General features: G+C 63.2%; 20 protein-coding genes and 3 pseudogenes. 15 read left to right on the top strand and 8 right to left on the bottom strand.

Going from position 1 to position 23,326, the window contains the following annotated elements; genetic code table 11:
* Positions 1–16 precede the first annotated feature (16 nt).
* Complete coding sequence (locus tag AC5P99_RS03755) at positions 17–496, bottom strand: MerR family transcriptional regulator (protein ID WP_088436597.1); 480 nt, start codon at positions 494–496, stop codon at positions 17–19.
* Between the two features lie 89 nt (positions 497–585).
* Here AC5P99_RS03755 and AC5P99_RS03760 point away from each other — a divergent pair, with 89 nt between their 5' ends.
* From AC5P99_RS03760 to AC5P99_RS03790, 7 genes and pseudogenes are all read left to right on the top strand, one after another.
* Positions 586–1,824: an NADH:flavin oxidoreductase/NADH oxidase family protein gene (locus tag AC5P99_RS03760; RefSeq protein ID WP_088436596.1), complete on the top strand. Its 1,239-nt coding sequence runs from the start codon at positions 586–588 to the stop codon at positions 1,822–1,824.
* 93 nt (positions 1,825–1,917) lie between these two features.
* A complete protein-coding gene (locus AC5P99_RS03765; RefSeq protein ID WP_005413845.1) occupies positions 1,918–2,394 on the top strand; it encodes a hypothetical protein in 477 nt (158 codons plus the stop codon).
* 133 nt (positions 2,395–2,527) lie between these two features.
* On the top strand, positions 2,528–3,172 hold the full coding sequence (locus AC5P99_RS03770; protein ID WP_012480650.1) for a hypothetical protein: 645 nt from the start codon (positions 2,528–2,530) through the stop codon (positions 3,170–3,172).
* Between the two features lie 86 nt (positions 3,173–3,258).
* Positions 3,259–3,528: a hypothetical protein gene (locus AC5P99_RS03775; protein ID WP_005410135.1), complete on the top strand. Its 270-nt coding sequence runs from the start codon at positions 3,259–3,261 to the stop codon at positions 3,526–3,528.
* 125 nt (positions 3,529–3,653) lie between these two features.
* Positions 3,654–3,899, top strand: a complete 246-nt coding sequence (locus tag AC5P99_RS03780) for a hypothetical protein (protein ID WP_088436595.1) — start codon at positions 3,654–3,656, stop codon at positions 3,897–3,899.
* Positions 3,900–3,997: 98 nt separating this feature from the next.
* Positions 3,998–4,246, top strand: a complete 249-nt coding sequence (locus AC5P99_RS03785; protein ID WP_088436594.1) for a hypothetical protein — start codon at positions 3,998–4,000, stop codon at positions 4,244–4,246.
* Between the two features lie 181 nt (positions 4,247–4,427).
* Positions 4,428–6,132, top strand: a pseudogene (locus tag AC5P99_RS03790) (ATP-binding protein).
* Between the two features lie 8 nt (positions 6,133–6,140).
* On the opposite strand, the gene AC5P99_RS03795 reads toward AC5P99_RS03790, so the two are convergent.
* The gene (locus tag AC5P99_RS03795) at positions 6,141–7,664 is read right to left on the bottom strand and encodes an FAD-dependent monooxygenase (RefSeq protein ID WP_088436592.1); all 1,524 of its coding nucleotides are present in this window, start codon (positions 7,662–7,664) and stop codon (positions 6,141–6,143) included.
* Between the two features lie 82 nt (positions 7,665–7,746).
* On the opposite strand from AC5P99_RS03795, the gene AC5P99_RS03800 reads away from it, so the two are divergent.
* The 3 genes from AC5P99_RS03800 (at position 7,747) to AC5P99_RS03810 (ending at position 10,965) form a co-directional block, all read left to right on the top strand.
* Positions 7,747–8,391 carry a TetR/AcrR family transcriptional regulator gene (locus AC5P99_RS03800; protein ID WP_495212908.1) on the top strand — a complete coding sequence of 215 codons (645 nt, stop codon included), beginning with the start codon at positions 7,747–7,749 and terminating at the stop codon, positions 8,389–8,391.
* Between the two features lie 73 nt (positions 8,392–8,464).
* Positions 8,465–10,606 carry a TonB-dependent siderophore receptor gene (locus AC5P99_RS03805; RefSeq protein ID WP_495212909.1) on the top strand — a complete coding sequence of 714 codons (2,142 nt, stop codon included), beginning with the start codon at positions 8,465–8,467 and terminating at the stop codon, positions 10,604–10,606.
* Positions 10,607–10,767: 161 nt separating this feature from the next.
* Positions 10,768–10,965, top strand: a complete 198-nt coding sequence (locus tag AC5P99_RS03810) for a hypothetical protein (protein ID WP_005410142.1) — start codon at positions 10,768–10,770, stop codon at positions 10,963–10,965.
* Positions 10,966–11,075: 110 nt separating this feature from the next.
* On the opposite strand, the gene AC5P99_RS03815 is transcribed toward AC5P99_RS03810, so the two are convergent.
* From AC5P99_RS03815 to AC5P99_RS03825, 3 genes are all read right to left on the bottom strand, one after another.
* On the bottom strand, positions 11,076–12,398 hold the full coding sequence (locus AC5P99_RS03815) for a Smlt3024 family type IV secretion system effector (protein WP_049449068.1): 1,323 nt from the start codon (positions 12,396–12,398) through the stop codon (positions 11,076–11,078).
* Between the two features lie 31 nt (positions 12,399–12,429).
* On the bottom strand, positions 12,430–13,293 hold the full coding sequence (locus AC5P99_RS03820) for a Smlt3025 familytype IV secretion system inhibitor (protein WP_088436602.1): 864 nt from the start codon (positions 13,291–13,293) through the stop codon (positions 12,430–12,432).
* 149 nt (positions 13,294–13,442) lie between these two features.
* Positions 13,443–13,790, bottom strand: a complete 348-nt coding sequence (locus AC5P99_RS03825) for a winged helix-turn-helix transcriptional regulator (protein ID WP_049449066.1) — start codon at positions 13,788–13,790, stop codon at positions 13,443–13,445.
* A 101-nt stretch (positions 13,791–13,891) separates the two neighbouring features.
* On the opposite strand from AC5P99_RS03825, the gene acuI reads away from it, so the two are divergent.
* Both acuI and AC5P99_RS03835 read left to right on the top strand, forming a co-directional pair.
* Positions 13,892–14,881 carry an acrylyl-CoA reductase (NADPH) gene (gene acuI, locus AC5P99_RS03830; RefSeq protein ID WP_024956405.1) on the top strand — a complete coding sequence of 330 codons (990 nt, stop codon included), beginning with the start codon at positions 13,892–13,894 and terminating at the stop codon, positions 14,879–14,881.
* Between the two features lie 146 nt (positions 14,882–15,027).
* Entirely contained in the window at positions 15,028–15,348 is a 321-nt protein-coding gene (locus AC5P99_RS03835) for a hypothetical protein (protein ID WP_005410147.1), read from the top strand.
* Positions 15,349–15,436: 88 nt separating this feature from the next.
* On the opposite strand, the gene AC5P99_RS03840 is transcribed toward AC5P99_RS03835, so the two are convergent.
* Complete coding sequence (locus AC5P99_RS03840; protein ID WP_088436590.1) at positions 15,437–15,829, bottom strand: ankyrin repeat domain-containing protein; 393 nt, start codon at positions 15,827–15,829, stop codon at positions 15,437–15,439.
* 298 nt (positions 15,830–16,127) lie between these two features.
* Between AC5P99_RS03840 and AC5P99_RS03845 the strand changes: the two genes are divergently transcribed.
* Positions 16,128–18,881, top strand: a complete 2,754-nt coding sequence (locus AC5P99_RS03845; RefSeq protein ID WP_088436589.1) for a UvrD-helicase domain-containing protein — start codon at positions 16,128–16,130, stop codon at positions 18,879–18,881.
* A 658-nt stretch (positions 18,882–19,539) separates the two neighbouring features.
* Here the strand turns inward: AC5P99_RS03845 and AC5P99_RS03850 are convergent.
* Positions 19,540–20,603: pseudogene (locus AC5P99_RS03850) on the bottom strand (IS3 family transposase).
* A 315-nt stretch (positions 20,604–20,918) separates the two neighbouring features.
* Between AC5P99_RS03850 and AC5P99_RS03855 the strand changes: the two are divergent.
* Both AC5P99_RS03855 and AC5P99_RS03860 read left to right on the top strand, forming a co-directional pair.
* Positions 20,919–22,118 (top strand): XRE family transcriptional regulator, encoded by a 1,200-nt coding sequence (locus AC5P99_RS03855; protein ID WP_164222110.1) that lies wholly within the window; start codon positions 20,919–20,921, stop codon positions 22,116–22,118.
* Positions 22,118–22,735, top strand: a complete 618-nt coding sequence (locus tag AC5P99_RS03860; RefSeq protein WP_495212910.1) for a DUF4411 family protein — start codon at positions 22,118–22,120, stop codon at positions 22,733–22,735. The genes AC5P99_RS03855 and AC5P99_RS03860 overlap by 1 nt, the downstream gene beginning before the upstream one ends.
* On the opposite strand, the pseudogene AC5P99_RS03865 reads toward AC5P99_RS03860, so the two are convergent.
* A pseudogene (locus AC5P99_RS03865) lies at positions 22,732–23,162 on the bottom strand (hypothetical protein); the annotation flags it as partial. The gene AC5P99_RS03860 and the pseudogene AC5P99_RS03865 overlap by 4 nt on opposite strands.
* Positions 23,163–23,326: the final 164 nt, after the last annotated feature.

Consider the following 23,326-nt stretch of genomic DNA (forward strand, 5'->3'; position numbering starts at 1 on the left):
CCTTCGCGCCGGATCGTCAGCTGCTGCGCCCGAGGCGGCGGCGATCCGGCCGCAGCAACGCCGTATCGCCGGCCGCAAGTGTCGGGCGCGCCAGCTCACCGCGCTTGACGCGCTCCAGCACCCGCCGCGAGTTGGCCGCGCAGTCGATGCCCTCCGGCCGCGCCTGGATGTCCTCGATCAGGGCCAGCAGGTGCGCCCGGCTCTCTGCCAGCCGCAACTGCAGCGCCTCGATGTCGGCCACCTTCTGCTGCAGCATCGAGATCAATGCGTCGTGCTGCCACTGGCCCATGTCCGGTGGCAGCAAGGCGCGTATCTCCTCCAGGCTGAAGCCGGCGCGCTGCGCACCGGTAATCAGCTCCAGCAGCAGCACCGCCTGCTCCGGGTAGTCGCGGTAGCCGTTGGCCTGCCGCTGGACGACCAGCAACCCTGCCTCCTCATAGAAGCGGATGCGTGACGCCGCCAGGCCCGTGCGGCGGGCCAGCTCACCGATCTTCATCTGCCTGAATCCTCGACATCGGAACCCATTGACCTTCAATAAAGCTTGAAGGTTAGCGTAGCGCCATTCCCCTGTCCTGGAGCTGTCCCATGTCGCTGTTCTCGCCCCTGGCGCTGCCTTCCGGCGCCCTCATCCGCAACCGCATCGCCAAGGCGGCGATGGAGGAGAACATGGCCGACGCCGACCACGCCCCCTCCGAAGCGCTGCTGCAGTTGTACCAGCGCTGGGCCGACGGCGGCGCCGGACTGATCATCACCGGCAACGTGATGGTTGATGGCCGCGCCATGACCGGCCCCGGCGGCGTGGTGCTGGAGGACGATCGCCACCTGGAGCGTTTCATCGCCTGGGCCGACGCCGCGCGCTCGCGCGGGGTGCAGATGTGGATGCAGATCAACCACCCCGGGCGGCAGATGCCGGCCGCGCTCGGCCAGCCGGCATTGGCTCCTTCGGCGGTCCCCTTGGACATGGGCGCACTGTCCAAACAGTTCGCGCCGCCGCGGGCGATGACCGAGGCGGATATTGAAGACGTGATCGCCCGCTTCATCCGCAGTGCCGAGCTGGCCGAGCGCGCCGGTTTCAGCGGCGTGGAGATCCATGCCGCGCACGGCTACCTGCTCAGCCAGTTCCTGTCGCCGCTGTCGAACCGCCGCGATGACCGCTGGGGTGGCAGCCTGCAGAACCGTGCACGCCTGCTGCTGGAGATCGTGCAGGGTGTGCGCGCGGCGGTGGCGCCCACGTTCGTGGTGGCGGTGAAGCTCAACTCCGCCGACTTCCAGCGGGGTGGCTTCTCGCCCGAGGACGCGCGCGACGTGGTCGAGATGCTGGCGCCCCTCGGCGTGGATCTGGTCGAACTGTCCGGCGGCAGCTATGAAGCACCGGCCATGACCGGCGCCGCACGCGACCAGCGCAGCGTGGCCCGCGAAGCGTACTTCCTCGAATTCGCGCGCGAGATCGCCACGGTGGCAACGATGCCGCTGATGGTCACCGGCGGCATCCGCCGCCGAGAAGTGGCAGAGCAGGTGCTGGCCAGCGGCGTGGCCATGATCGGCATCGCCACGGCGCTGGCGATCAAGCCGGATCTGCCGCAGCACTGGCAGCAGGGCCGCGATCCGGTGCCGACACTGCGCAACATCAACTGGCGCAGCAAGCCGCTGGCGGCCAGTGCGCACATGGCCGCAGTGAAGTATCAGCTGGGCCGGTTGAGCCGGCACCGCCCCACCGCACCCACGATTTCACCGGTATGGGCCCTGCTGCTGGCACAGGCGGCCGCAAAGTGTCGGACCCGCCGCTACCGGCGCTGGATCGGCGCCCGCGCCCTCGCACACTGAGCCGCGCGGTCTTCTCATCGTCGCAGCGATGCTCCACCATCTGCAGGACGGCGGCAGTTCCGCCGCCGGTCGCAGCATGGAGATGGAGCCCACGTGGCAGCAGGATCGACCAGGAACCGCGAGAAGCTGCTCGATGACCTGCTCTCGCTGGGCCGTAACTGGGCGCTGGCGATCGCCATCGCAGGTGCCGGGGCAGCAGTTCACTACAGCGAGTCGGTGTACGAAGCAGGACTCTGGCGAGGCCTGCTGCCTACCATCTGCTTCCTGGTCGCGATCATCTGGATCGTGCTCAGCATCATCCGCTTCGACCTGACCCTCCAGCAGCACTTCGAGCGCAAGCGCACGCGCTGGCTCAGCCGCCTGCTCTATGTCGTGCTGCTGGGTACCGGCATCACCGCCGTGTTCTTCGTGACCGAACTGGCGTCCAACAACCACATCGCAAGGATGTGCGACGCCGTGGCCAACGAACCGGCCAGCCGGATCCACCGGTCCGCCGAGTGCCAGCGCCTGTACCAGCATCGGGCGGCGTACCGGCAGCGGTTGGAATCGGCCGAGGGCGAGTTCGACTGAGCAGATGCATGGGCGAAGGCGCACGAGGACTCACACAGGGGTCCAGCAAGGGTGGATTCGAAATAGTTGTATGGACTTCATTGCAACGCCACGCCACGCTTTCTTGCCAGAATGCCGTGATCGAACGCAGTCCATGAAGTCACCCACCGCCCGCTCCCGTCTCCCCGCCCGGCCGCGGAAAATCGGCAGCGAAGTACGCATCTTCAGGCGCTATCACCAGTACGCCATCGTTGCCGCCGGAGCCGGACCACTGGCAATACTCCTGTTTGCCGTCGCACCCGAACTTGGGCCGCTTCCGGCACTGGGCGCGGCAGCGATTTTCACGCTGTCGCCGCTGATTCTCGGCTTCGTTGTCTATTCCCCACAACGGGACCGGGTGGTACTGGAACAGGATCGTCTGGTATTCCAGCACCGTCCTCCTCTCCCGTTCAAGCAGATCCGGTCCTACAACCTGGACGATCATGTCGATCTGATCCTGATCGATGGACCGAGCGTGCTGCTGCAGCGCACGCGGGCATCGATGCATGATTTCCCAACCTTCCGGGACGCACTGGCAGAGGCGCTCGCAGATCGGCCCGCCAACGCTGCCGCGGCTCCGCAACGTCGCCACTTCTTCGGTGCCTGGCCCGCACGCGTTTGGGGTGCGGGCCTGTTGCTGGCGACGGCGGCACTGGTGATCACGGGCGTACTGCATGGCTGGCCGTTGTACAAAGCACCGATCCTTGGGATCGTGCCCGTGGTGGGCATTGGGCTATTGCTGTCGCGCCGCCGTCACTGATCACGCCGTCGGCGAAGTACACATGGCGTGGATGTGTATTCGGGCACAGTACGCGCGCCGCTCACGCTTGGAACCATCCAGCCACCATGCTCCACGCGCCTGCCCCCGCACATCACGATGCCATCGCCCTGCAGGCGGGCGTGCTCGGCAGCGTATTGGGCGTGGCTCTGTACAAGGCCATCGCGTTGTCGGCGCTGGCGACCGGATCCTTGATCGTGATCGGGCTGTGGCTGCTGGCCTGCGCGCTGCTGGCTGCCTGGGCACTGGCCGCCTGCCTGGCCTGCCTTGCGCTGAGCCGGCGCGTATTCGTGCTGATGCTGGCGCTTAGCATGATCCTGATGATCTGCGTCGCCTGACAGCAGCAGGCGCCGGACTATCGCGCATCTGTTACAGAATAACAAGTGCGATTGGACGGATTGCTCGTGCCCGGGGTCACGGATTTGAATTCCATGGCCAGCCCGGCACCACCCGAGACCTCCCCATGACCCTGCAGCCCCTGCTTCGCGCCTCCCTCACCGCCATTGCCCTGGTCACGCTCAGCGCCTGTGCCACGTACGACGACAGCAACATGCACCAGGCCTGCCAGGAGTCGCCGCATCTGAAGGACCTGCCACCCGAAGTGGCTGCCCGCGAGAGCCGCTGCAACAAGAGCATGGAAGTGTGGTCGAGCGAGCGCAAGGGCAGTGACAGGCCGATCGACCTGAGCGGCAAGAAGAAGGATCTCTGAGCCGCCGGGCATCTTGATCGTTCCAATGCATGCGGATGACCAGCCCGTCACGATCGGGGGGGGCAGGATAAGGCCTCCCCATCAAGACGACTTTCCCGATGCCGGCCACTGGTCACCCTGTCATCCATGCCTTTGAAGCTGTGTTCGACCTGTCTGGCGGGGTGGAGCGCATTACGGCGCTCACTGTCATCTGCCGGCATTGCTCTGAAACCCGCTCGGCCAGCGAAGACAATCTGGTCCAGCTGCCGGGCGGCGCCTTGTTCCGCTGCGACGGATGCGGCAGTCATCAGGCGGTGAGCTATGCGCGGGTTGCCGATTGGCAGGTGAATTCGCTTCTGGGTGTCTGAGGCTGCAATACGACGGTGCCACGACGCAGGCTGTTGGCGCAGAGATGATGGTGAGTCAGAGGGCGCCCCGTGAGCCACCTCGTCCGCCGCGCAGGGCCGATGACAGCCAGGGCAAAGGAACTGTGCAGGGCGCAATGACATCACCTCGGCTAAGCTGCGGCACCTTTCTTCGCGCACGGCCATGCATCCCTTCCCCCTTCCTGTCTCGGCACCCGATCAACTCGCCTACCGACTGCTGCAGGACAGCGACTGGGCCCGTTCCGCCGACGCGACCAACGCTCCTCCCGAACTTCGCGCTCTGCTGGCGATGATCCTGGATTCTCCGGAGCCGCTGTGGATCGCATGGGGCCGCGACAACAAGGCGTTCTTCTTCAACGATGCCTACCTGCCGATGCTGGGCGGCAAGCTGCACGGCGCCATGGGCAGCCGATTGGAAGACGTCTGGGCGGACGTCTGGGCCGACGTCGTCGATGCTGTCAACGAAGCCTTCAGCGGCACGAGCCGCAGTTTCAAGAACATGCCGTTGATGATGGACCGTGATGGCACGTTGCGCGAGACATTCTGGACGTTCTCCTACTCGCCGCTGCGTGCCGGTTGCGGAGGCGTGGCCGGCATCATCTGCATGGTCAGCGAGCAGACCGAGCGGGTGATCGAACGCGACCGGCACACCCGCCAGGTAGCGGCCATCACCGAGCAGGCACGCGAGGCCCATCTTGAACTGGTACGCGCCCGCGAACAGCTGCGGCAGTCGCAGAAGCTGGAGGCCATCGGCCAGCTGACCGGCGGCGTTGCCCACGACTTCAACAATCTGCTGCAGGTCATCACCGGTTCCGTGGACATGCTGCTGCATACCTGGCCGGCCGAAGATGCGCGCCTGCGCTATGTACAGGCGATCGAAACCGCCGCTGACCGCGCCACTCGCCTGACCGCCCAGCTTCTGGCGTTCTCGCGCAGGCAGAGCCTGTCGCCGCAGGTATTCGACCTCTGCGAGAGCATACGCGCGCTTTCAGACATCATCACCACAGTGCTGGGGTGCACGCATCTCCGTGTCGGTGAACCTGCCCGACGCCCCGTTGCCGGTGCTGCTGGACCGGACCCAGCTCGACACCGCACTGATCAACATCGCGGTGAACGCGCGCGACGCCATTGACGGCCACGGCAAGGTGACGATCGATGTGGAACAGCTGACATCGGTGCCTTCCGTACGGTTCGCTGCGCCGATGAAAGGCAACTTCGCTGCTATCAGCGTCAGCGACACCGGTGCCGGTATCGATCCGTCCGTGGTGGACCGGATCTTCGAGCCATTCTTCACCACCAAGGGAGTGGGCGCGGGCACCGGGCTTGGCCTCAGCCAGGTGTTCGGCTTCGTCAAGCAGTCCGAGGGCGAAGTGGACGTACAGAGCCAGGCCGGTGTCGGTACGCGCTTCACGCTGTATCTGCCGCTGGCGCAGGCAAACGCCTCCATCGAGCTGCCGACCGCGCAACCGGGATTGCTGCATGGTCACGGATTGTGCGTGCTGGTGGTGGAAGACAATGTGGATGTGGCCGAATTTGCAGTCGGTGCGCTGCGCGAGCTTGAGTACAACGTCGTACTCGCGCGCAATGCCGACGAAGCACTGGCGGAGCTCGAGCGCGACGCTGCGCGTTTCCACGTGGTGTTCAGCGACGTGGTCATGCCCGGGACCAATGGGCTGGATCTGGCCCGCACCATCCGCAGCCGCCTGCCCGATCTTCCGATCATTCTCACCAGTGGCTACAGCGAACTGCTGGCCCGCGATCCAGGCCACGGTTTCACGCTGCTGCGCAAGCCCTACTCACTGAAGCAGCTGGCCTTGGTGATGACCGAGGCCAGCTGTCGCTCGCAGACGATGGTGACTGCGCATTAGCGGGCAGATCACCGGGTCGGACCGGCCCAGGAAGCAAGCGCTGAATCGAGGCCGGACATATCCCCCCGTGTGCCACAGGCCCAGGCAACGATGCCATCCGGGCGCACCAGCACCGCCCCCAGGCCCGACGCCACATCCCCGGTATCTGCGGCGCAGGCGATGGAAGGCTGCCAGCGTTGGCCATGCTGCGGCGGCGAAGACGCCGGGTCGAAAACAAGCAGCGCCCCCTGCCCCGCTCTCAGCAGTTCGCCCAGGCGGCGGCCATCGACCAACCGGAAGTCCGGCGCGCTCCTGCCGACCAGCGGGTGGTCTCCGTCAAGATCCAGCTGCTGCGAAACACCCCAGATCCGCTCGGCCAGATACGTGGCCCCATCGCGGGTGCTGGCCAGGTCGGCCATGATCGCTGCCAGCGCGCGCGAACCGGGCCCGGGTCGCATCAGCGCAACCTGCGCGCGCGACCAGTCCAGCACCTTGGCGCCCACCGGATGGCGCTCAGCCTGATAGCTGTCCAGCAGCGCCTCATCGGCCTTGCCCCGCGCCACGGCGGCCAGCTTCCAACCGAGGTTCATCGCATCGCCGATGCCGAGGTTCAGTCCCTGGCCGCCCAACGGCGAATGCATGTGCGCGGCATCACCTGCCAACAGCACACGTCCGCTGCGATAGGCCGTCGCCTGGCGCGCAGCATCGGTCCATGTCGTGGCCAGGTGCAATGCAGTGATCGTTGCCTCGCGGCCAGACACCCGCCGCAGCAACGCTTGCGCGGTGAGCCGGTCCAGTGGCGTGCGATGGCCGGCGCCACCATCGAAATCGGCCAGCGCCAGCATGCCTGGCGGGTTGAAATTGCACATCCCGTGATCGGTGAACTGTCGGCCCGGTGTGAGTACACACCCATCTGCCAGTTCGACCAGCAGCGTGTAACCGGTGAACTCTGGCCCGGTTCCAGCGAAGAGGAAGCCCGATTGTTTGCGTACCGTGCTGCGGGCCCCATCACAACCGACCAGCCAGCGGCCGTGGACCCTGCCGGAGCCGGTGTGCACCGCAACCTGCGCCTCGTGCGCATCCACCGCCTGTACCGCCCGCCCGCGTTCGATGCGCACGCCCAGCGCAGTCGCACGTTCGGCGAACACCGCTTCCAGGGCCTGCAGCTCCACCGCCATCTGGGTGCCCGCCGGTGTCGGCAGGCGCCAGCTCCAGCGCGCCTGGTCCACATCGTCCAGTGCAAATGGAATACCCGCGAAGTGCCCACCCAGCGCACGCGGCTGCGCCAGCCAATGGGCGGTGCCGGGCGGCGGCGCGCCCTTGTCGGGCTTGAGCACCTGCGTCGCGGCGACCGCGTCCAACAGGCCGCGCCGATCCAGTGCCTCCAGCGTGGGGGCGTTAAGGCCGCGCAGCCCGAATGGCAGGCGCTTCAACGGCGAACCGGCGGACCCGGCCTGTTCCAGCACCAGCACCGAACACCCGGCCAGGGCCAGTTCGCAGGACAGGAACAGGCCAACCGGGCCAGCACCGGCAATGACGACGTCGTACAGCATCGAGATTCCTTGTGAGCGCCGGGTCGGCGCTCTGGCGGATCAAATGTTACACTCGGTGTACGTTTTCACAAGTGAACCGCCCATGACCCCGCCTCCTGGCCGCCGCGAACAACGCAAGGCCGTGACCAGACAAACGATTTCGGACGTCGCCACCGAGCTGCTCATCCGGCGCGGCTTCGAGGCCGTCTCCATGTCCGAGATCGCCGAAGCCGCGGGCGTCTCACGCAAGACGGTCTTCAACTACTTCGCCAGCAAGGAAGACCTGGTGTTCGACCGGGATGAGGAGGCGCGCACGCTGCTGCGCGAGGGCATGATGGCGCGCAGCGGCCTGACCCCGCTCGCGGCCTTCCAGTCGCTCGTTCGTGAGTTGCTGGAGGCTGGCCATCCGCTGCTGCGCATCAATGCCGGCGCTGTCGCCTTCTGGGGCACCGTGGCGGAGAGCCCGGTACTGGTCGCGCACGCGCGACGGCTGCAGGCGCAGTTGACTGACGATCTGGCGCGATTGATGGCCCACGCTGTCGGCCGGCCCGAACATGACGCCGAAGCGCGACTGGGCGCGGCCATGCTGCTGGCGTCGATGGTGGCGGCCTATGAGAAAGGACTGGCAAGCCAGCTGCAGGGCGAGGACCCGCGTGAGGCCATGCGGCAGCTGATCGTGCGCGGTGCCACCGGGGTACTGGTGGCCTTGGCGGGCACCCCGTATACGGACCCCGGCGCGCGTCCATAGCGCATCCGGGGAATAGGAGCCGAAGTATCGCAAATGCTAATCTTTCTCATTTGCAGACACGTGACCCTCCCCAATGCCCCTGCCCATGCCCCTGCAACGCACCCTGTGCCTGGCACTGACCCTGCACGTGGCGACCCTTGCGCATGCAGCTGAGTCCTCCGCTGCCGCACCCAAGGATCTGGACAAAGTCGAAGTCCGCGGACGCGCACAGACACTGTATCGGGTAGACGATGCCGCGGTCGGCACCCGCACCGATACGCCCCTGGAGCTGGTCCCACAGTCGATCCAGGTCATCCCGCGTGAACTGATCGACGACCAGGCCGCGCGCCAGGTGACCGACCTCTATCGCAGCATCAGCGGCATCAGCTATTTCAGCTATGCCGGGGTGACCCTGCGCGGCTTCCGCCAGGAGAACGTGCTGTATGACGGCCTGCGCGGCGACCCGTACGCAGGATTTTCGGTGCCGCAACTGTTCAACATCGAGCGCGTGGAAGTGCTGAAGGGGCCGGCAGGCGCGCTGTATGGCGGGGGTGATGCGGGCGGTGTCATCAACTACGTGACCCGCAAGCCGAAAGCCAGCGCCGAACGCCGCATCGAGGTCCAGCTCGGCGACAAGGACTTCCTTGCCGGATCGATCGAGGGTACCGGGCCATTCAATGCCATCGGCAGCGTACGCTATCGCGCCGGGATCTATGCCGACAGTGAACAGGGCGTGCGCTGGAACACCGACAGCGAGAGCGTGATCGGCGACGCCTCGCTGGCCTTCGACGTTGGCCAGACCGGCGAGCTGGTGCTGCAGTTCACCGACATCACCCAGAACCTTGGCGGCAACCGCCTGCGTGGCGTGCCGGTCAACGATGCAGGCACGTTCCTGACCGACCGCCGCTGGAACCACAACGAGGCCAGCGACTTCCTCGACATGCGCGCCAAAGTGGCGCTGGCGCAGTACCGTTTCGCGCCGAGCGACACTCTGGACCTGGACTTCGCCGCCCGCTGGTTCAGCAACAACGAACACCAGATGTACCACGAGCCGATGGGCCTGATCGATCGTGACCGCGATGGCGTGGCCGAGTGGATGACCCGCCAGCTGCGCAACCAGATACGCGACAACGAAGCATTCACTGCCAACGGCAATGCCGTCTGGCGGGTGGCCACCGGCACGGTTGAGCACAAGGTGCTGTTCGGCGCCGATGTGTACCAGCTGGATGCGGATTTCACCGCACAGACCGCGAACAGCGCTGACCTTGCGCGTGGCGCCGGGCCGGTGCGCGGCATCGACCTGTTCAATCCCGTGTACGGCGCCAGTACCTGGCACGACTACAACCTGGCGGCCCTGCCCTGGCGCAGCACATCCACCCGCAGCAAGCGCCATGGCGGCTACCTGCAGGACGAACTGGTACTGGGCCCGCGCTGGCATTTGCTGGCCGGGGTGCGCTGGGATGGCTTCAAGGATGAGGATCGCATCACTGGCAACAGTGTGGATGGCAACGATCTCAGCTGGCGGCTGGGCAGCACGTTCACCGTGCGCGAGGGCCTGAACGTCTACGCCAACGTCGCCAGTGGTTTCGTGCCGCAGAGTGCCGCCAACCAGAACCCGGCCGCTGGCGGACCGTTCGATGCCGAGCGCAGCAAGCAGTGGGAAGTAGGCATGAAGTCGCTGCTGGCCGACCGTGTGGCCTTGAACATGGCGGCCTACCGGATCGACCGCAGCAACATCGTGCAGGCCACCGGCGAGGTGATCGGTGGCGTGAACCAGTTGGCCGCGCTGGGCCTGGTACGCAGCACCGGCATGGAGCTTGACCTGCTGGCCGACCTCAGCGAGCGCTGGGTGCTGAATCTGACGTACGCCTACAACGATGCGCGGGTGAAGGACGCCGGACCGAATGGCATCACCAACGCCTCAGGCGACCGATTCGCCAATGCGCCGCGCAACAAGCTGGGGTTGTGGACGCGTTATGACCTGCCGGCGATCAACTCCGCCATCGGCTTTGGCGCGGATCACGTCGGCGAACGCGTCAGCCTGGATGGGCAGACGGTCAAGGCCTACACCGTGTTCGACGTGAGCTGGAAGACCACGTGGAGGCAGTGGCAGTTCCAGGCCAACGTCAAGAACCTGTTCGACAAGGTGTACGCGGCCAGTGGCTTCATTGAACGCAACGGGCATTTCCCCGGAGATCCACGGCGGGTGTATGTGCAGGCGGCCTACAGCTTCTGACCGGAAGCACGTGTAGCGCTGATCCACTGCCGGCAAGCAGATCGTTGCCTGGCACTGGTCCACGCGTGTCCGAAACCGTCGGCACTTCCAGTCACTTGTGCACGATCTCCTCCGCCTGTAGCGTTGCCGTTGCCCAAGGAGGGCTATCAACGGAGTGAAGCATGAAGATTGGATTCAAGCTGTCTGTTGCTATTGCGGCTGCTGCACTGACCCTGGGAATCGGCAGTGCCTCCGCGCAGTCCCGCTGTACCCCTTGCTACACCGCGTATGACGCGTGCCTGGCGGCGGGTAATGGCGAGAAGGTCTGTTACCCGGCGTTTGCTCGTTGCCTGCGGAACAGCGGCTGCACCATCCCGTAAGCCACGCACTGCCGTGATGCGTGCCGGCCCCCATTTCGGGGGCTGGCATTGGCTGGCAGGCGCTGCGCCTTACTACTGAAAAGGTTCCATACGCGACTGGCGGTGTGATTTCATCCCATCCGCATCGCATGGTTCTCGCGCGCCTGCACATCAATTTCCTGCTGGCGTTGCCCGGCAGTCTGCTGGCGATCCAGGTCGACCGCTTTCATCTGCTGCAACGACTGCGCAACCGGCGTCTGTACTGCTATATCCGTGGGCATTGAAGCGCGCAGGTGGGCGGGGTCGGTCATCTCGCCCTGCACCACGAACACGTTCCGCCCTGCGGGAGCGTCGGCCGTCTGGGCGCTCAGCAGCACGTGATCGGCGCGTTCAAGCTGGTTGCGGCGGGCCAAGGCCATCACGCTCGCCACAAGACGCTCGCTGTTCTCATCGTGGGTACGCCCCGCGCTGGCATCGATCGCGGCCACGCCTTCGCGCACCTGCTGCAGCAATGTGTACTCACGGTGGCCAGGACCAATGTCGGCCAGACGGGTCGGCGCCTGTGAGGGATCCGGCACGTCGTCCACGGCTGCGGTAAGCGGGCTGCGGGTAATGGTCCGATACGGGTCGTCCGGGTGGAACTGGGTTCGCTTCTCCAGGCGCTCCAGACGAACCTCGCGCGCGTCGTTGAGTTCGGCGATACGTGAGGGATCGGTGATCTCGCGCAGCGACATGTGACCGCCGCCCGCACTGATGCTGGCCCATTTCCTGTCCGCCTCGAAGTACATCGCGTAGTAGCTGTTGCCACCGATGACGTTCGGATCGACCGCCGAGCGCCCTTCCAGGGCCTGGGTGGCTTCCAGCACGCTCAACCGGGTGAGGTACTGGCCGCCTTTCGTCCATCCCATCTGGCTGATGGCATCGACGCTGGTGTTGCCTACACGCGGGCCTCCGGCGTAGTCATTGTTGAGCATGTTGGTCCAGATCTGTTCCAGCTTCGCGGGGCCGCTCTTCTGCTCAGCCGCCTGCAGCAACACGCGCGGCGTCCAGCAATTGGGATCGAGTTCATGCCGTTCAAATGCACGGTCGTGAGCCAGCATTACATCCTTGCCGGGAAGATTCAGTGCCAGGTCTGGGCGGCGCTCGTTCATCCACTGCTGCCGCAACTCAAGATCTCTTTCGAGCAGTGTCTGCCCAAAGGACTCCCATTGCCGTTCGGTCAACTGTGCATTTGGAAACCGGGATCCCTCTTCCTGCTGGCTCTTCGCGTAGTTCTGTGCATAAGTGTTCGCGACGCGTCCCGGCAGGCTGTCATTGCGTACAACACCCAGTGCCAGTGTCCCGTATCCATCGGCTCCCGGCAGTTGCGACAGGTAGTTCCAGTAAAGCTCGCGGTTGCCGTCTCTGGCATAGCTGCCAAGGACGCTCAGATCTCGCTCGGTCAATCCACTCATACCCTACCCCTTCTCTTCCTTGAATCACCGATCACTTGGACCGGGTGCGCGCGATGACGTCCCTGACGGCCTCTTCCATGCGCTTCCAGTCCTTCAGAAACGCTCTCTTGTAGTCCAGGCTGACGGACAGCTTGTTGTCGATGTCCACGAAGTAATGAACGCAGCCCGCTGCCACTTCCCCGGGCTCACTGATCACCTCGCGCCCCTCCAGCCGCACGCCGTCGCGTCGGAATTCCTCGCCGTCACATTTGATGAACGAGCTGATCCGACCATCGCCCTGGCGTGCGATGTACCAGTCTCTCTCGTAGGCGGGATTGCGGACAGGCGGCTTCCCGTACCGCGCCTCATACTTCTTCGCGTACACCACCATCTTCGCTTCATCGATTGCATAGGGCGTCAGGCCCAAGGTCTGCGGCTTTGCAACGCGTTGATCGAGACGGTCCCTGGGATCCTCCCTTTCCACAGAGCCCTCCTCCGTGATGGCTTCATTTGACGACAGCCTTGAAAGCAGTGTTTCGACGGGAACGCGATCGACGTAGTTGATCCGAATGGCAATCTCCTTCCGGAAATCATTCGTACGCGGATTCGCCCGCGCACCCGGCGCCGTCGGCTTCATGTCCGGCCACTCGATGACCAGCGTCACGCCCTCGCCCGGCCACGGTGCGATCTGGCTGTCCAGGTAGTTGGCCGGAATGCGGAAAGTGTTCGGCCCGAGCTTCACGTCCACGGGCGCATCGGTATAGGTGTGGCCGTTGATCGTGCGGCCGGTCTGGGTTGCGCCGGGCATGGCGGGATTCCTTTCGTGTTCGTTGGACGGTGGCCGCGCACAGGCGCCGGCACTCACTGCAACGGCAAGTGCAAGCGTCAGACACCGGCTGGGGGACATCACGTGCATGGGCATTCCATTGCAGGGTTCCAGCGCCACTATAGGCAACCGGCCGTCCACGGAACAGGAACCGCATCGCAGCCCTTCATGAAACCAGGCTGCGCGCCACATGCGCTGCCTGCAGTACTGCGGATACTGCTTCGGCACTACTCCAGGTCTCAGCCGTCGCTGTCCGTGCCTTTATGGCCGCGATAGGTTTCACCCCACTCGCGCATGGCAAGCAGCACCGGCACCAGCGTGCGGCCGAATTCGGAAAGCTCGTACTCCACCTTCGGCGGCACTTCCGGGTACACGTGGCGGATCACCACCCCGTCAGCCTCCAGTTCCCGCAGCTGGCTGGTCAGCATGGACTGGGTGGCGTTGGGCACACGCCGGGTCAGCTCCATGAAACGTCGCTTGCCTGTCATCAGGTGAAACAGAATGATCGGCTTCCACACGCCGCCCATCACCGACAGCGTGACTTCCACCGCGCAACCGCTCTTGCCATCCCAACGCCTGCTACGCATGCATACTCCGGAAAACCATAGTACCTACGGAAATTCATCGTTCTTGTTGCGATAACGGTGCGAGCCTAGCATGGCCCCATTCCTTGAATGTGAGGCCCAGCATGACGTTCAAAGCACTGCTCACCCGCAAGACGAACAACCAGGTTTCGACCGAGCTGGTCGATTTTGATGAAGCCGATCTGATGGACGGCGACGTTCTGGTGGACGTCGAGTACTCCACGCTGAACTACAAGGATGCGCTCGCCCTGACCGGCAAGAGTCCGGTCATCCGGACGTTCCCGCTCATTCCCGGCATCGATCTGGCAGGTGTGGTGCTGGAATCCAGTAGAGCCGACTTCCAGCCAGGCGACCGCGTTGTGCTCAATGGCTGGGACCTGAGCATGGGACATCACGGCGGGCTGGCCCAGCGCGCGCGCGTGCGGGGCGAATGGCTCAACCGGATTCCCGGCAACTTCAGCACCCGCGACGCCATGGCCATCGGTACCGCAGGCTATACCGCCATGCTGTGCGTACTGGCCCTCGAACATGCGGGGCTGACGCCCGAAAAGGGCGATGTGCTGGTGACCGGCGCCAACGGTGGCGTCGGTTCGATCGCGGTGGCGATCCTCTCAAAGCTGGGCTATCGCGTGGTGGCTGCCACTGGGCGACCTGAACACGCCGAGTATCTGCACAGCCTGGGTGCCGCCGAGATCATCGACCGCGCGCGGCTTTCAGAACCGCGCGAGCGGCCGGTGAGCGCCGAACGCTGGGCCGGGGTGGTGGATGTGGCCGGTGGCCCTACCCTCGTCAACGCCATTGCCGAGACGAAATACCGAGGCGCCGTGGCCGCCTGCGGGCTGGCGCAGAGTGATGAGCTGCATGGCTCGGTGCTGCCCTTCATTCTCCGCAACGTGACGCTTGCCGGCGTGGATTCGGTGAATGCGCCGCAGGACATCCGACAGCGCGCGTGGGACCGGCTTGCCACCGACCTGGATCCGCAGAAGCTCGAAAGTACCGTGCAGTTGATCGGGCTTGCCGAGGTGCTGGACGTCTACGACCAGATCATCCCGGGCAAGGTGCGTGGGCGGATTGTGGTGAATGTGAATGCGTGAGCAGGTCGTCTGGATCAACTGCATCTGATGCAGCTTCCATGCTGCGGCGAATGGTGAACATGCAGTGAAACGACGCGGGCGGTGGTGTCCCCAAGCCACTGCCGCTCGCATACGCTCGGGTTCCCATCGCTGCCTGGACACCCGACATGCCAATGACCGCGTTCGCACTTGCCGCTGCGCTTTCGGGCCTGCCCGACATCACCTGGGAGCGCGAGCGCGCCGAGGATGCGCACCAGCTCATGCTGTGCCAGATCCATCGCGATGCGCTGAAGCAGAACGAGGGCAAGGACGATGCCTATCCGCGTGCCAAAGCGGTCTGCGACCTGCTGGCACGCGAGTACAAGGACAAGTGGGATTTCGATGCGCAGGATGCCCTGGCCGCTTCGGCGGTGGATCTGGACGAGCTGATCCGACGCGGTGATGTGGTGGAAGTACCGCCGACGAAGCAGGATCGCGCCTACGAGTGATGGTACGCGATCCTAGCGCCGTGATCTTCTCGGCCTGCCCCAGGTTGCGGAGCCACGAGCGCGCCTCAGCACCCACACCTCGCCCACCTCAAACCGCCCCCGGCAGCTCGCTCTCGATCTGCTCAACCAACTGATTGAAGACGGGTCTCATCTTCATGATATCCAGCACCGAATCGCCCACTTCATCCAGGATCATGGGGTCCGCACCACAGGAGAGAAGGTAGACAACGGCCTCGAGGCTTTCACTAATCACGGCGTTCGCCATCGGGGTCAATCCAATATCCCCGAGTACGTCGATATTGGTGACGAACGGCATCAACTCTTTGAGTAGATCCACGTCGTTATTGAACGCCGCTATATGCAGCGGCGTATCGTCGTCGATCCCATGGCTTTCCGGACTGGTCAACTCGCAGCCTTCGAAGGTGTGGCACTCATCGAACCTTGACAGAAACCTCTTTAATTCCGGATCCACTGCATTCATCGGGGCATTCCCTCCCAGGCCTTTCTCCAAGCACTGCTTTCACTTAATATGCAGTGAGCCGCCGGATCGTGGCACACCATTGCACAGGTGCATAGTGGCACGTACGGAGCCCGCATCCGGGACGCACGCGATAAACGCGACACCCCGCGACTCCACCGACCACTTCCTGCGCACGCGAAGCCCGTACCGAGGTCAATCCGCGAGCTGACGACCACAGGCGGCTTCCAAGCCCCTTATCATGTGGGCTTAGGGGCTCAATAAGCCCTATTGACGCTTGCAAGGCAGTATCTGGATGTCTATGGAATGGCGCCCCTCGGGCTGGGGCCGACGCGTGACCCGTTCGCCCCATTGGTCGCTGCGGCTTGATGGCGAGTACGTTGAACTCAGTGTCTCCGGCCAGCAGTACAGGTTGCGCGTGGATGGTGATCAGCAGGTGCAGGTCCATCGAGGGGTCTTCTGGTCACGGGTCGAACTGCAGACCGGCGATGCTGCCGGGCTGTGCGTGGACGGGCTCCCCAACGGACGAGCGTCCCGGCTTGCGGGGGCCCTGCAGCACCTGCTCTTTGCGCGAACCACGCGTGGACGCAAGGCCCTGTTCGACACGATTCTGAAGCAGATCCAGTCCTGGTTGGGCGACGCGGATGCCCTCATCGACCGAGGCAGTGCCGGTCGCAGCTGGATCACCCATGAGCAGCAGCAGGCGCTGCTTGCGAAGCGCTCAGACCTGCCCCTGCAGCCGCCTGAGCTGGAGCAGCTGTTCCGCGACGAAGACGTGCATGAAGATCTGCATGCGGACAGCCATCGCGCGGCGCTGGACGCCCTGCGCGACTGGAACCTGGATTGGCCCGCTGCCTGGGCCGAAGCCAATGAGGCCATGACCCTGCGCGAGCTGGTGTTGGCCAGGGACTTCCTGGGCCGGGTCGAGAGCAAGCCGCTGACAGAGGAACAGGCCCGCGCCGTCATCTGCTTCGACAATCGGGTGCAGGTCGTGGCCGCGGCCGGCTCCGGCAAGACCTCCACGATGGTCGCCAAGGCCGCTTATGCCATTGACCGCGGCTTTGTCGAGCCCGAACGCATCGTGATGCTCGCCTTCAACAAGGATGCTGCCAAGGAACTGGAGGAGCGTGCGCAGCGAACCTTCGATCGACTCGGCATGGGCAACACCGTGGTTGAGGCCCGGACCTTCCACGCCCTAGGCCTGGCCATCATCGCCAAGGTCACCGGCCGCAAGCCCGACATCCCCGAATGGACCATTGACGCCACGCTGGGCTTCAACAAGCTGGCCGAGCTGGTGGACGACCTGAAGGATCGCTCGATCCACTTCCGCACCCAGTGGGACATGTTCCGCCTGGTGTTCGGGCGCGACCTGCCGGCATTCGGCGCGGAAATGGAGGCCGATGGCTACGAACGCGATGGCACGCCCTACATCCGCACCCTGCAGGGTGAGCGGGTGAAGAGCCTGGAAGAATGCGTGATCGCCGACTGGCTGTTCTACAACGGCGTGACGTACGACTACGAGCGACGCTACGAGTTCGATACTGCGACAGACACCCACTGCCAGTATCGCCCCAACTTCTATTACCCGCACGCCGGGCTGTATCACGAGCACTTCTCGCTGGATGCGGATGGCCAGGCGCCAGAGCAGCTTCCCGACTACGCCGAAGGTATGCATTGGAAGCGTCAACAGCATGCGGCACGAGGCACCGCCCTTGTTGAAACCACCTCGTTTGGTCTGCGCAGTGGATACGCCCTGCGGGATATGGCGGAGAGGCTTGGCGACTCCGGTGTCGAACTCGACCCCAACCCCGACCGCGAGCTGCCCGAGCAGGGCGCAAAGCCCATGCCGGACGCGGACCTGATCGGCTTGATGCGCACCTTCATTGCCCATGCCAAGAGCAACTGCCTGACGCTGGATGATATGGCGGAGCGCCTGCGACAGATGCCCGAAGACCAGTTCAAGGAACGGCATCGGCGCTTCCTGGAAATCGCCAGCCCTGTTTTCCAGGCCTGGGACAACGCACTGGCTGACGAGCACGGCATCGATTTCGAAGACATGCTCAACATGGCGGCCGGACTGCTGGAACAGGGCCGCTATGAATCGCCCTACGAACTGGTGATGGCCGACGAATTCCAGGATGCCTCGCGCGCCCGCGCCCGGCTCTGCCGTGCCCTGGTCAGCCGCCCCGGCCGCTATCTGTTTGCGGTGGGCGATGACTGGCAATCGATCAATCGTTTCGCCGGTGCCGACGTTTCGGTGATGACCGGATTCCGCGAGTGGATGGGCCATGGCCAGGTGCTGAAACTGGAGCAGACATTCCGCTGCCCCCAGGCGCTCTGCGATGCGTCCAGCCGTTTCGTCAGCCGGAATCCAGCGCAGATTGCCAAGGCGGTTCGTTCTGCCGCACCGGCAATGGGGCCAGTGCTGCAAGCGTTCCAGATGAATCGTCGCGAGGAGCTGCAGGATGGCGTTCGCCAGTACCTCGCCAGGCTGCATCAGCAGCTGTTGTCAGGCGCGGTGCCGCAGGGCCGCAATGGGCGCGTGACTGTATTCATCCTGGGGCGGTATCGCGCCGATCGCAGCGCGGTGCCACCGGATTGGAAGACTGCCTTCGGCAGCACGATGGACGTGGAGTTCCTGACGGTCCATCGGTCGAAGGGACGCGAGGCGGACTACGTGATTCTGCCGGGCATGATCAACCGCAGCTTCCCGAGCCTGCGCGCCGATGACCCGGTCCTTTCGCTGGCAATGCCGGATGGGGATACCTATCCGCTGAGCGAAGAACGGCGGCTGTTCTATGTCGCGCTGACGCGTGCGCGACGCTCGGTGGCCATGTTCACCCTACAGGGGAAGCGTTCGCCGTTCCTGGACGAGCTGGTGAAGGACAGAGCAGTGGAAGTGACCGCGATTTCAGGCGCGGCCATCCACGAAGAGCGCTGCCCGGTGTGCAAGGTCGGCGTGTTCGTGGACCGGATGGGGCCGCATGGGGCCTTCCGGTCGTGCTCCAGTTACCCGTTGTGCCATAACAAACCGAAGGGTGGGCAGCGGGGATGAGAGCATCCCGCTCCCTCCAAATATGCCTGCCTGCATCAGGGCACACAGACACCGTCTCGGTTTCGCCCCCGGCATGATGCACGCCATGGCGTTTCCGGAAACGAAAAAGCCCCGGCAGGACCGAGGCTTTTGTCTGGATGGTGGCGAGGCTGCAGGGTATCGCAAGGTCCCCACGCGTCCTCGCCGCGTCCTATTACGGGAAAATGCAGGCATTCAGACGCAAGCAGTGCATATAGTTCCGGGCACAGATACTCAAGTCTGTACCTGACGCCTCACATGCAATGTACTGGACCTCGCAGACGAAACAAGGGCAGGGGCCTTTCGCCGTGGCGCTGCTGATTCCAAAGTTCAACGCACAGGCCGCAACAGCAACAGAATGCTTGCATCCAATCTTCATGCCATGACTTCGTTCGTCGCCCTCCATGGGCATGCGCAGCCTAGCGCGGATGCCTGATGCATTCAAATTGACCGGCGCCCAGCTCAGTAATTGCGCAACAGAAGCACTTGCCGTCCTTGAATGCGTTACTTCCCTGGTATCGGAGGACGGCACTGGTTTGTTCGTTCACTTGACCCTTGTGGGCGGATGGCTAGGCAGCAAGGGCCGTATGACCCGTCCTGCCATAGGTTGACACCTATGGGGTGGATGATCTGACCGCCCTCAGGCGGCCAAAGACGCCCGATGCACCGCATCGGGCGTCTGCATTTTAAGGGGCAGATGGGGTCGCTCCGCGTTGTAGATCTCCACTGCCTCAGCCACCATCTGCCGGGCCTGTCCCAGGTCCCGTGGGCGACGAAGCAAAAATTCTCCTTTGAGTATCCCGTTGATCCGCTCCGCAAGCGCGTTCTGATAACAGTCGTAGCCGTCGGTCATGGAGCAGGTCAGGCCATGCTTGGTGTGGATGGTCTGGTAGTTGTCCGAGCAGTACTGGATGCCCCGATCCGAATGATGGATCAGGCGCTGCCTCGTTTTTCGCCATTTCAGGGCCATTTCCAGTGCTTGCGCAGTGTGTTCCGTCTGCAGCGTCTCATTCACGCTCCAGCCCACGATCTTGCGTGACCAGACGTCTGTAACCAGGCTCAGGTAAACGATATTTCCGTCAGTGGGCAGGTAGGTGATATCCGCTACCCGCCCCGCCGCTTGTAGCTTCGGTTCAATCAGATGGTGCAGCTTGCGCGTACCCAACCGCGGCTGGCGCGCGCGGCAATCGCTCACCAGCGCCAGCGCCGTGGAATCAGCAGCGTCTCGCCGCTGATGACGGTGTCCAGCCTGATAGAACGCCTGCCGACTGATGCTGAAATGGCGGCAAGCCCTTGCCACGCTTACGCCTTTGAGGCGCCCTTGCGTGAGGACTTGCCGGAAGGCTTTTTTACGATGCGTACCCCGTAATCCTCTTTGAGGACGTCCAAGATCGCCTCGAAGAGCTGCGCCTTCTCGTTCGCCTCTCGCAACTGGACCTGCAAGGCCTTGATCTGTTGTTCCGGCGTAAGCGGCTTGGCCGCGACGGCTTTGGGGACGGTGCTCATGGGAGGGAATGATGCACCAGCTGACCAGTCTTGCCGACCGTGCCGACGAAGCCAGGAAAGGACCGTGCTCCGGCCTTGGATCCCATAACGCTCCTGGGCCTGTTTGTAGGTCAATTCCCCGCGCTCTACCTGGTCGACCACCGACAGCTTGAAGGCCAGCGAATAGTCCCGTTGGCTGCGCCTGATTGTTGATTTCATTGAACATTCCTTTTCCGTAGGGGAAAAGTGTCAACCCAATTCAGGACGGGTCAAGGTCAACATTCAAGGACTGGGCTAGTGAAACCACGGATTACCCTGACGACCTCTCTGAGACCGCCTTGGCTCACAGGATCCGCGATAAAGCCAAAGTAGCCTATAAGCGGGGAACCATGTTGGGGAAGCAGAGAGCGCTCATGATGGCATGGGCCGAGTACTGCGGGAATGCTCCGTTTTCGCCCTGAACGCCATGGACTGGAAGTTGCCCAGAAGCCCGGGTAAGATCGAGCCATCCACAGCACACGCGCCAGGATGGCCATGCCGTCGGTGAATCCTGAAATTTTGAGATGGGCACGCGAAACGGCGGGGATGACGCCGGATGTTGCCGCGTCGAAGCTGGCCCTTAACGACACAAAGCGGGCAACCAAGCTTGATCGCCTGATCGCTCTTGAAACGGGCGAGGACGAGCCCTCCGATGCGATGCTCCTGAGGATGGCCAAAGCCTACCGCAGGCCGCTGCTGTCTTTTTATCTCTCTGCTCCACCTGAACCTGACCGGTCTTCCCTCGATTTCCGCACACTTCCCGAGCGGAGTTCTGCAGATGAGCCGGTGGTTGCAACTTTGTTGCGTGATGTAAAAGCGCGGCAGGCACTTGTTCGCGCATTGCTTGAAGAGGAAGATCAGCCGCCGGTGGGATTCGTAGGGTCTTCGAAGGGCAAGACGTCTGTTGAGTCTGTTCTAGCTAGCGTGGTCAAGTGGAGCGGCATTAGCCGCGACGAATTCAGGCGCGCCAGGAACACGGATGAAGCCTTCTCTTACTTGCGCGAGAAATTCGAGGCGATTGGTATCTACGTCGTGCTGCTAAGTAATCTTGGCACTCACCACACGGATATCGATGTTAGGGCATTCCGAGGAATAGCCCTTTCTGACCCCTTCGCTCCGTTTGTCGTAATTAACAGCCAGGACGCCAAGAGCGCGTGGAGCTTCACTCTGCTGCATGAGGTTTGCCATCTTTGGTTTGGCGAGTCCGGCATCAGCACTTTAAGCACAGAGCTTGCTTCTGAGAGATTTTGCAATGAGGTGGCTAGCACTTTCCTGCTTTCTGCAGAGGAAATAGCCTCCCTACCGCTGCCAGCGAGCAATGCTCCTAACGATTTAGCTGATGCTATGTCTGCCTTTGCGGCGGCGCGCAACATCAGCACAACGCTCGTCGCATTTCGCGCATTTCAAGCCGGCAGGATCTCCGAGGAATCTTGGACCAGCGTTGCGGAATTCATGCGCGCCGAATGGCGCCGTCAAAAGCAGAATGAGAAGGACGCTCGCAAAGATCGAGCAAAAGATGGCGGACCGAACTTTTATGTTGTTCGACGCCATAGGCTTGGCAAGGCACTGGTAGAAACCGCTTACCGGGGGGTGATGGAGGGGAGCCTCAGCCCATCGAAAGCGGCAAAAATCTTGGGCGTTGCGCCTCGTAGTGTGTACCCGCTCTTGAACACGGCAAATGGAAGGGCCGCCTGATGATCTATCTGGTCGATGCGAACGTCGTGATGCAAGCGGCGAACACCTACTTCCGACACTCGTGGGTGCCTGAATTTTGGTCTTGGCTCCACCACCACGGAAGCCTTGGAAACATCAAGATGCCATTGGAAATTTTCCAAGAGATCAAGGACGGCTCCAACAATTCCGAGAAAGACGAGCTTTTTGCTTGGGCGAGTGAAAAGAAGAACAAAGATGCGATTCTCCTTGCGGACTCCGTTACTTCCCCGCTCATTAGAACGGTGATGGAGAATGGGTACTCACTGACATTGAACGAAGTCCAACTCCAGATGATTGGACAAGATCCATTCTTGGTGGCTCATGCCCTAAAGGATCCAGGCAACCGCTGCGTGGTAACCCATGAGGTTAGCCGACCCAAAGCAGCAGCTCACAATAGAAAGCTTCCTGACGCATGCGCCTCAGTTGGAGTGGCTTGCTGCACTCCATTCCAGATGATGCAGAGCTTGGGCTTCAAGACAGCGTGGAATACTCCGCCAGTCGCTCCGAAGACTCTCCCGCTGCCACCAAAACCTTTTGCTACGGCGCCCAACCCGCTGCCCCCTCTGCCCCCCCCCTTCCCGATAAGTCTCCCTGACTAGCTTTGCGGGCACGCTTGTCCCAACCGTCCACCTCGGGCGTGACTGGACCGAAGCTGCGTATGCCCTGCCCTCACCCAAACCTTCATCGGGTACTTCGCACTGGGCTTGGCCTCCTTCGGTGATCGGCGCAGTTACAGCGCCTCTTTGATCCGCGCCACATCTCTAGCCCCAGCCTCAGCTAGGCGCCGGCTTGTTGGTGTTGCTCGAGCGTTGGCGGCAGGCCCGGAGGCGGTTCGAGCGGTTCGCTTGGAGTGGTTTCCAGCAGCCGGGCCAAAGCCGCCCGCAGGTGCATCTCCGGGTACAATCTCGCCGCGCACCAGCGTTCGGCGTAGCGCATACCCTGCCTGATGCTGGACGCACGCACGTCCTTGGTCTGCCACATCTTCCGGCCGTCCAAATGCGCACGCCTGCAGACCCCAGGCCTGCCAAGAGAAATCCTATGGCTGCCTCAAGCACGAAGTGAAGCGTCGCATAGTAGGCATTTACCTACAGCACAACACGGACTTCCATGATCGACAAGTTCATCGGAAATTGACAATGTGATTCATATATGAATGCTTAGTGAATACGGAATTGAGGCTCGGCGTGCCT

Source organism: Stenotrophomonas sp. YJH_SMC_80 (assembly GCF_059372495.1).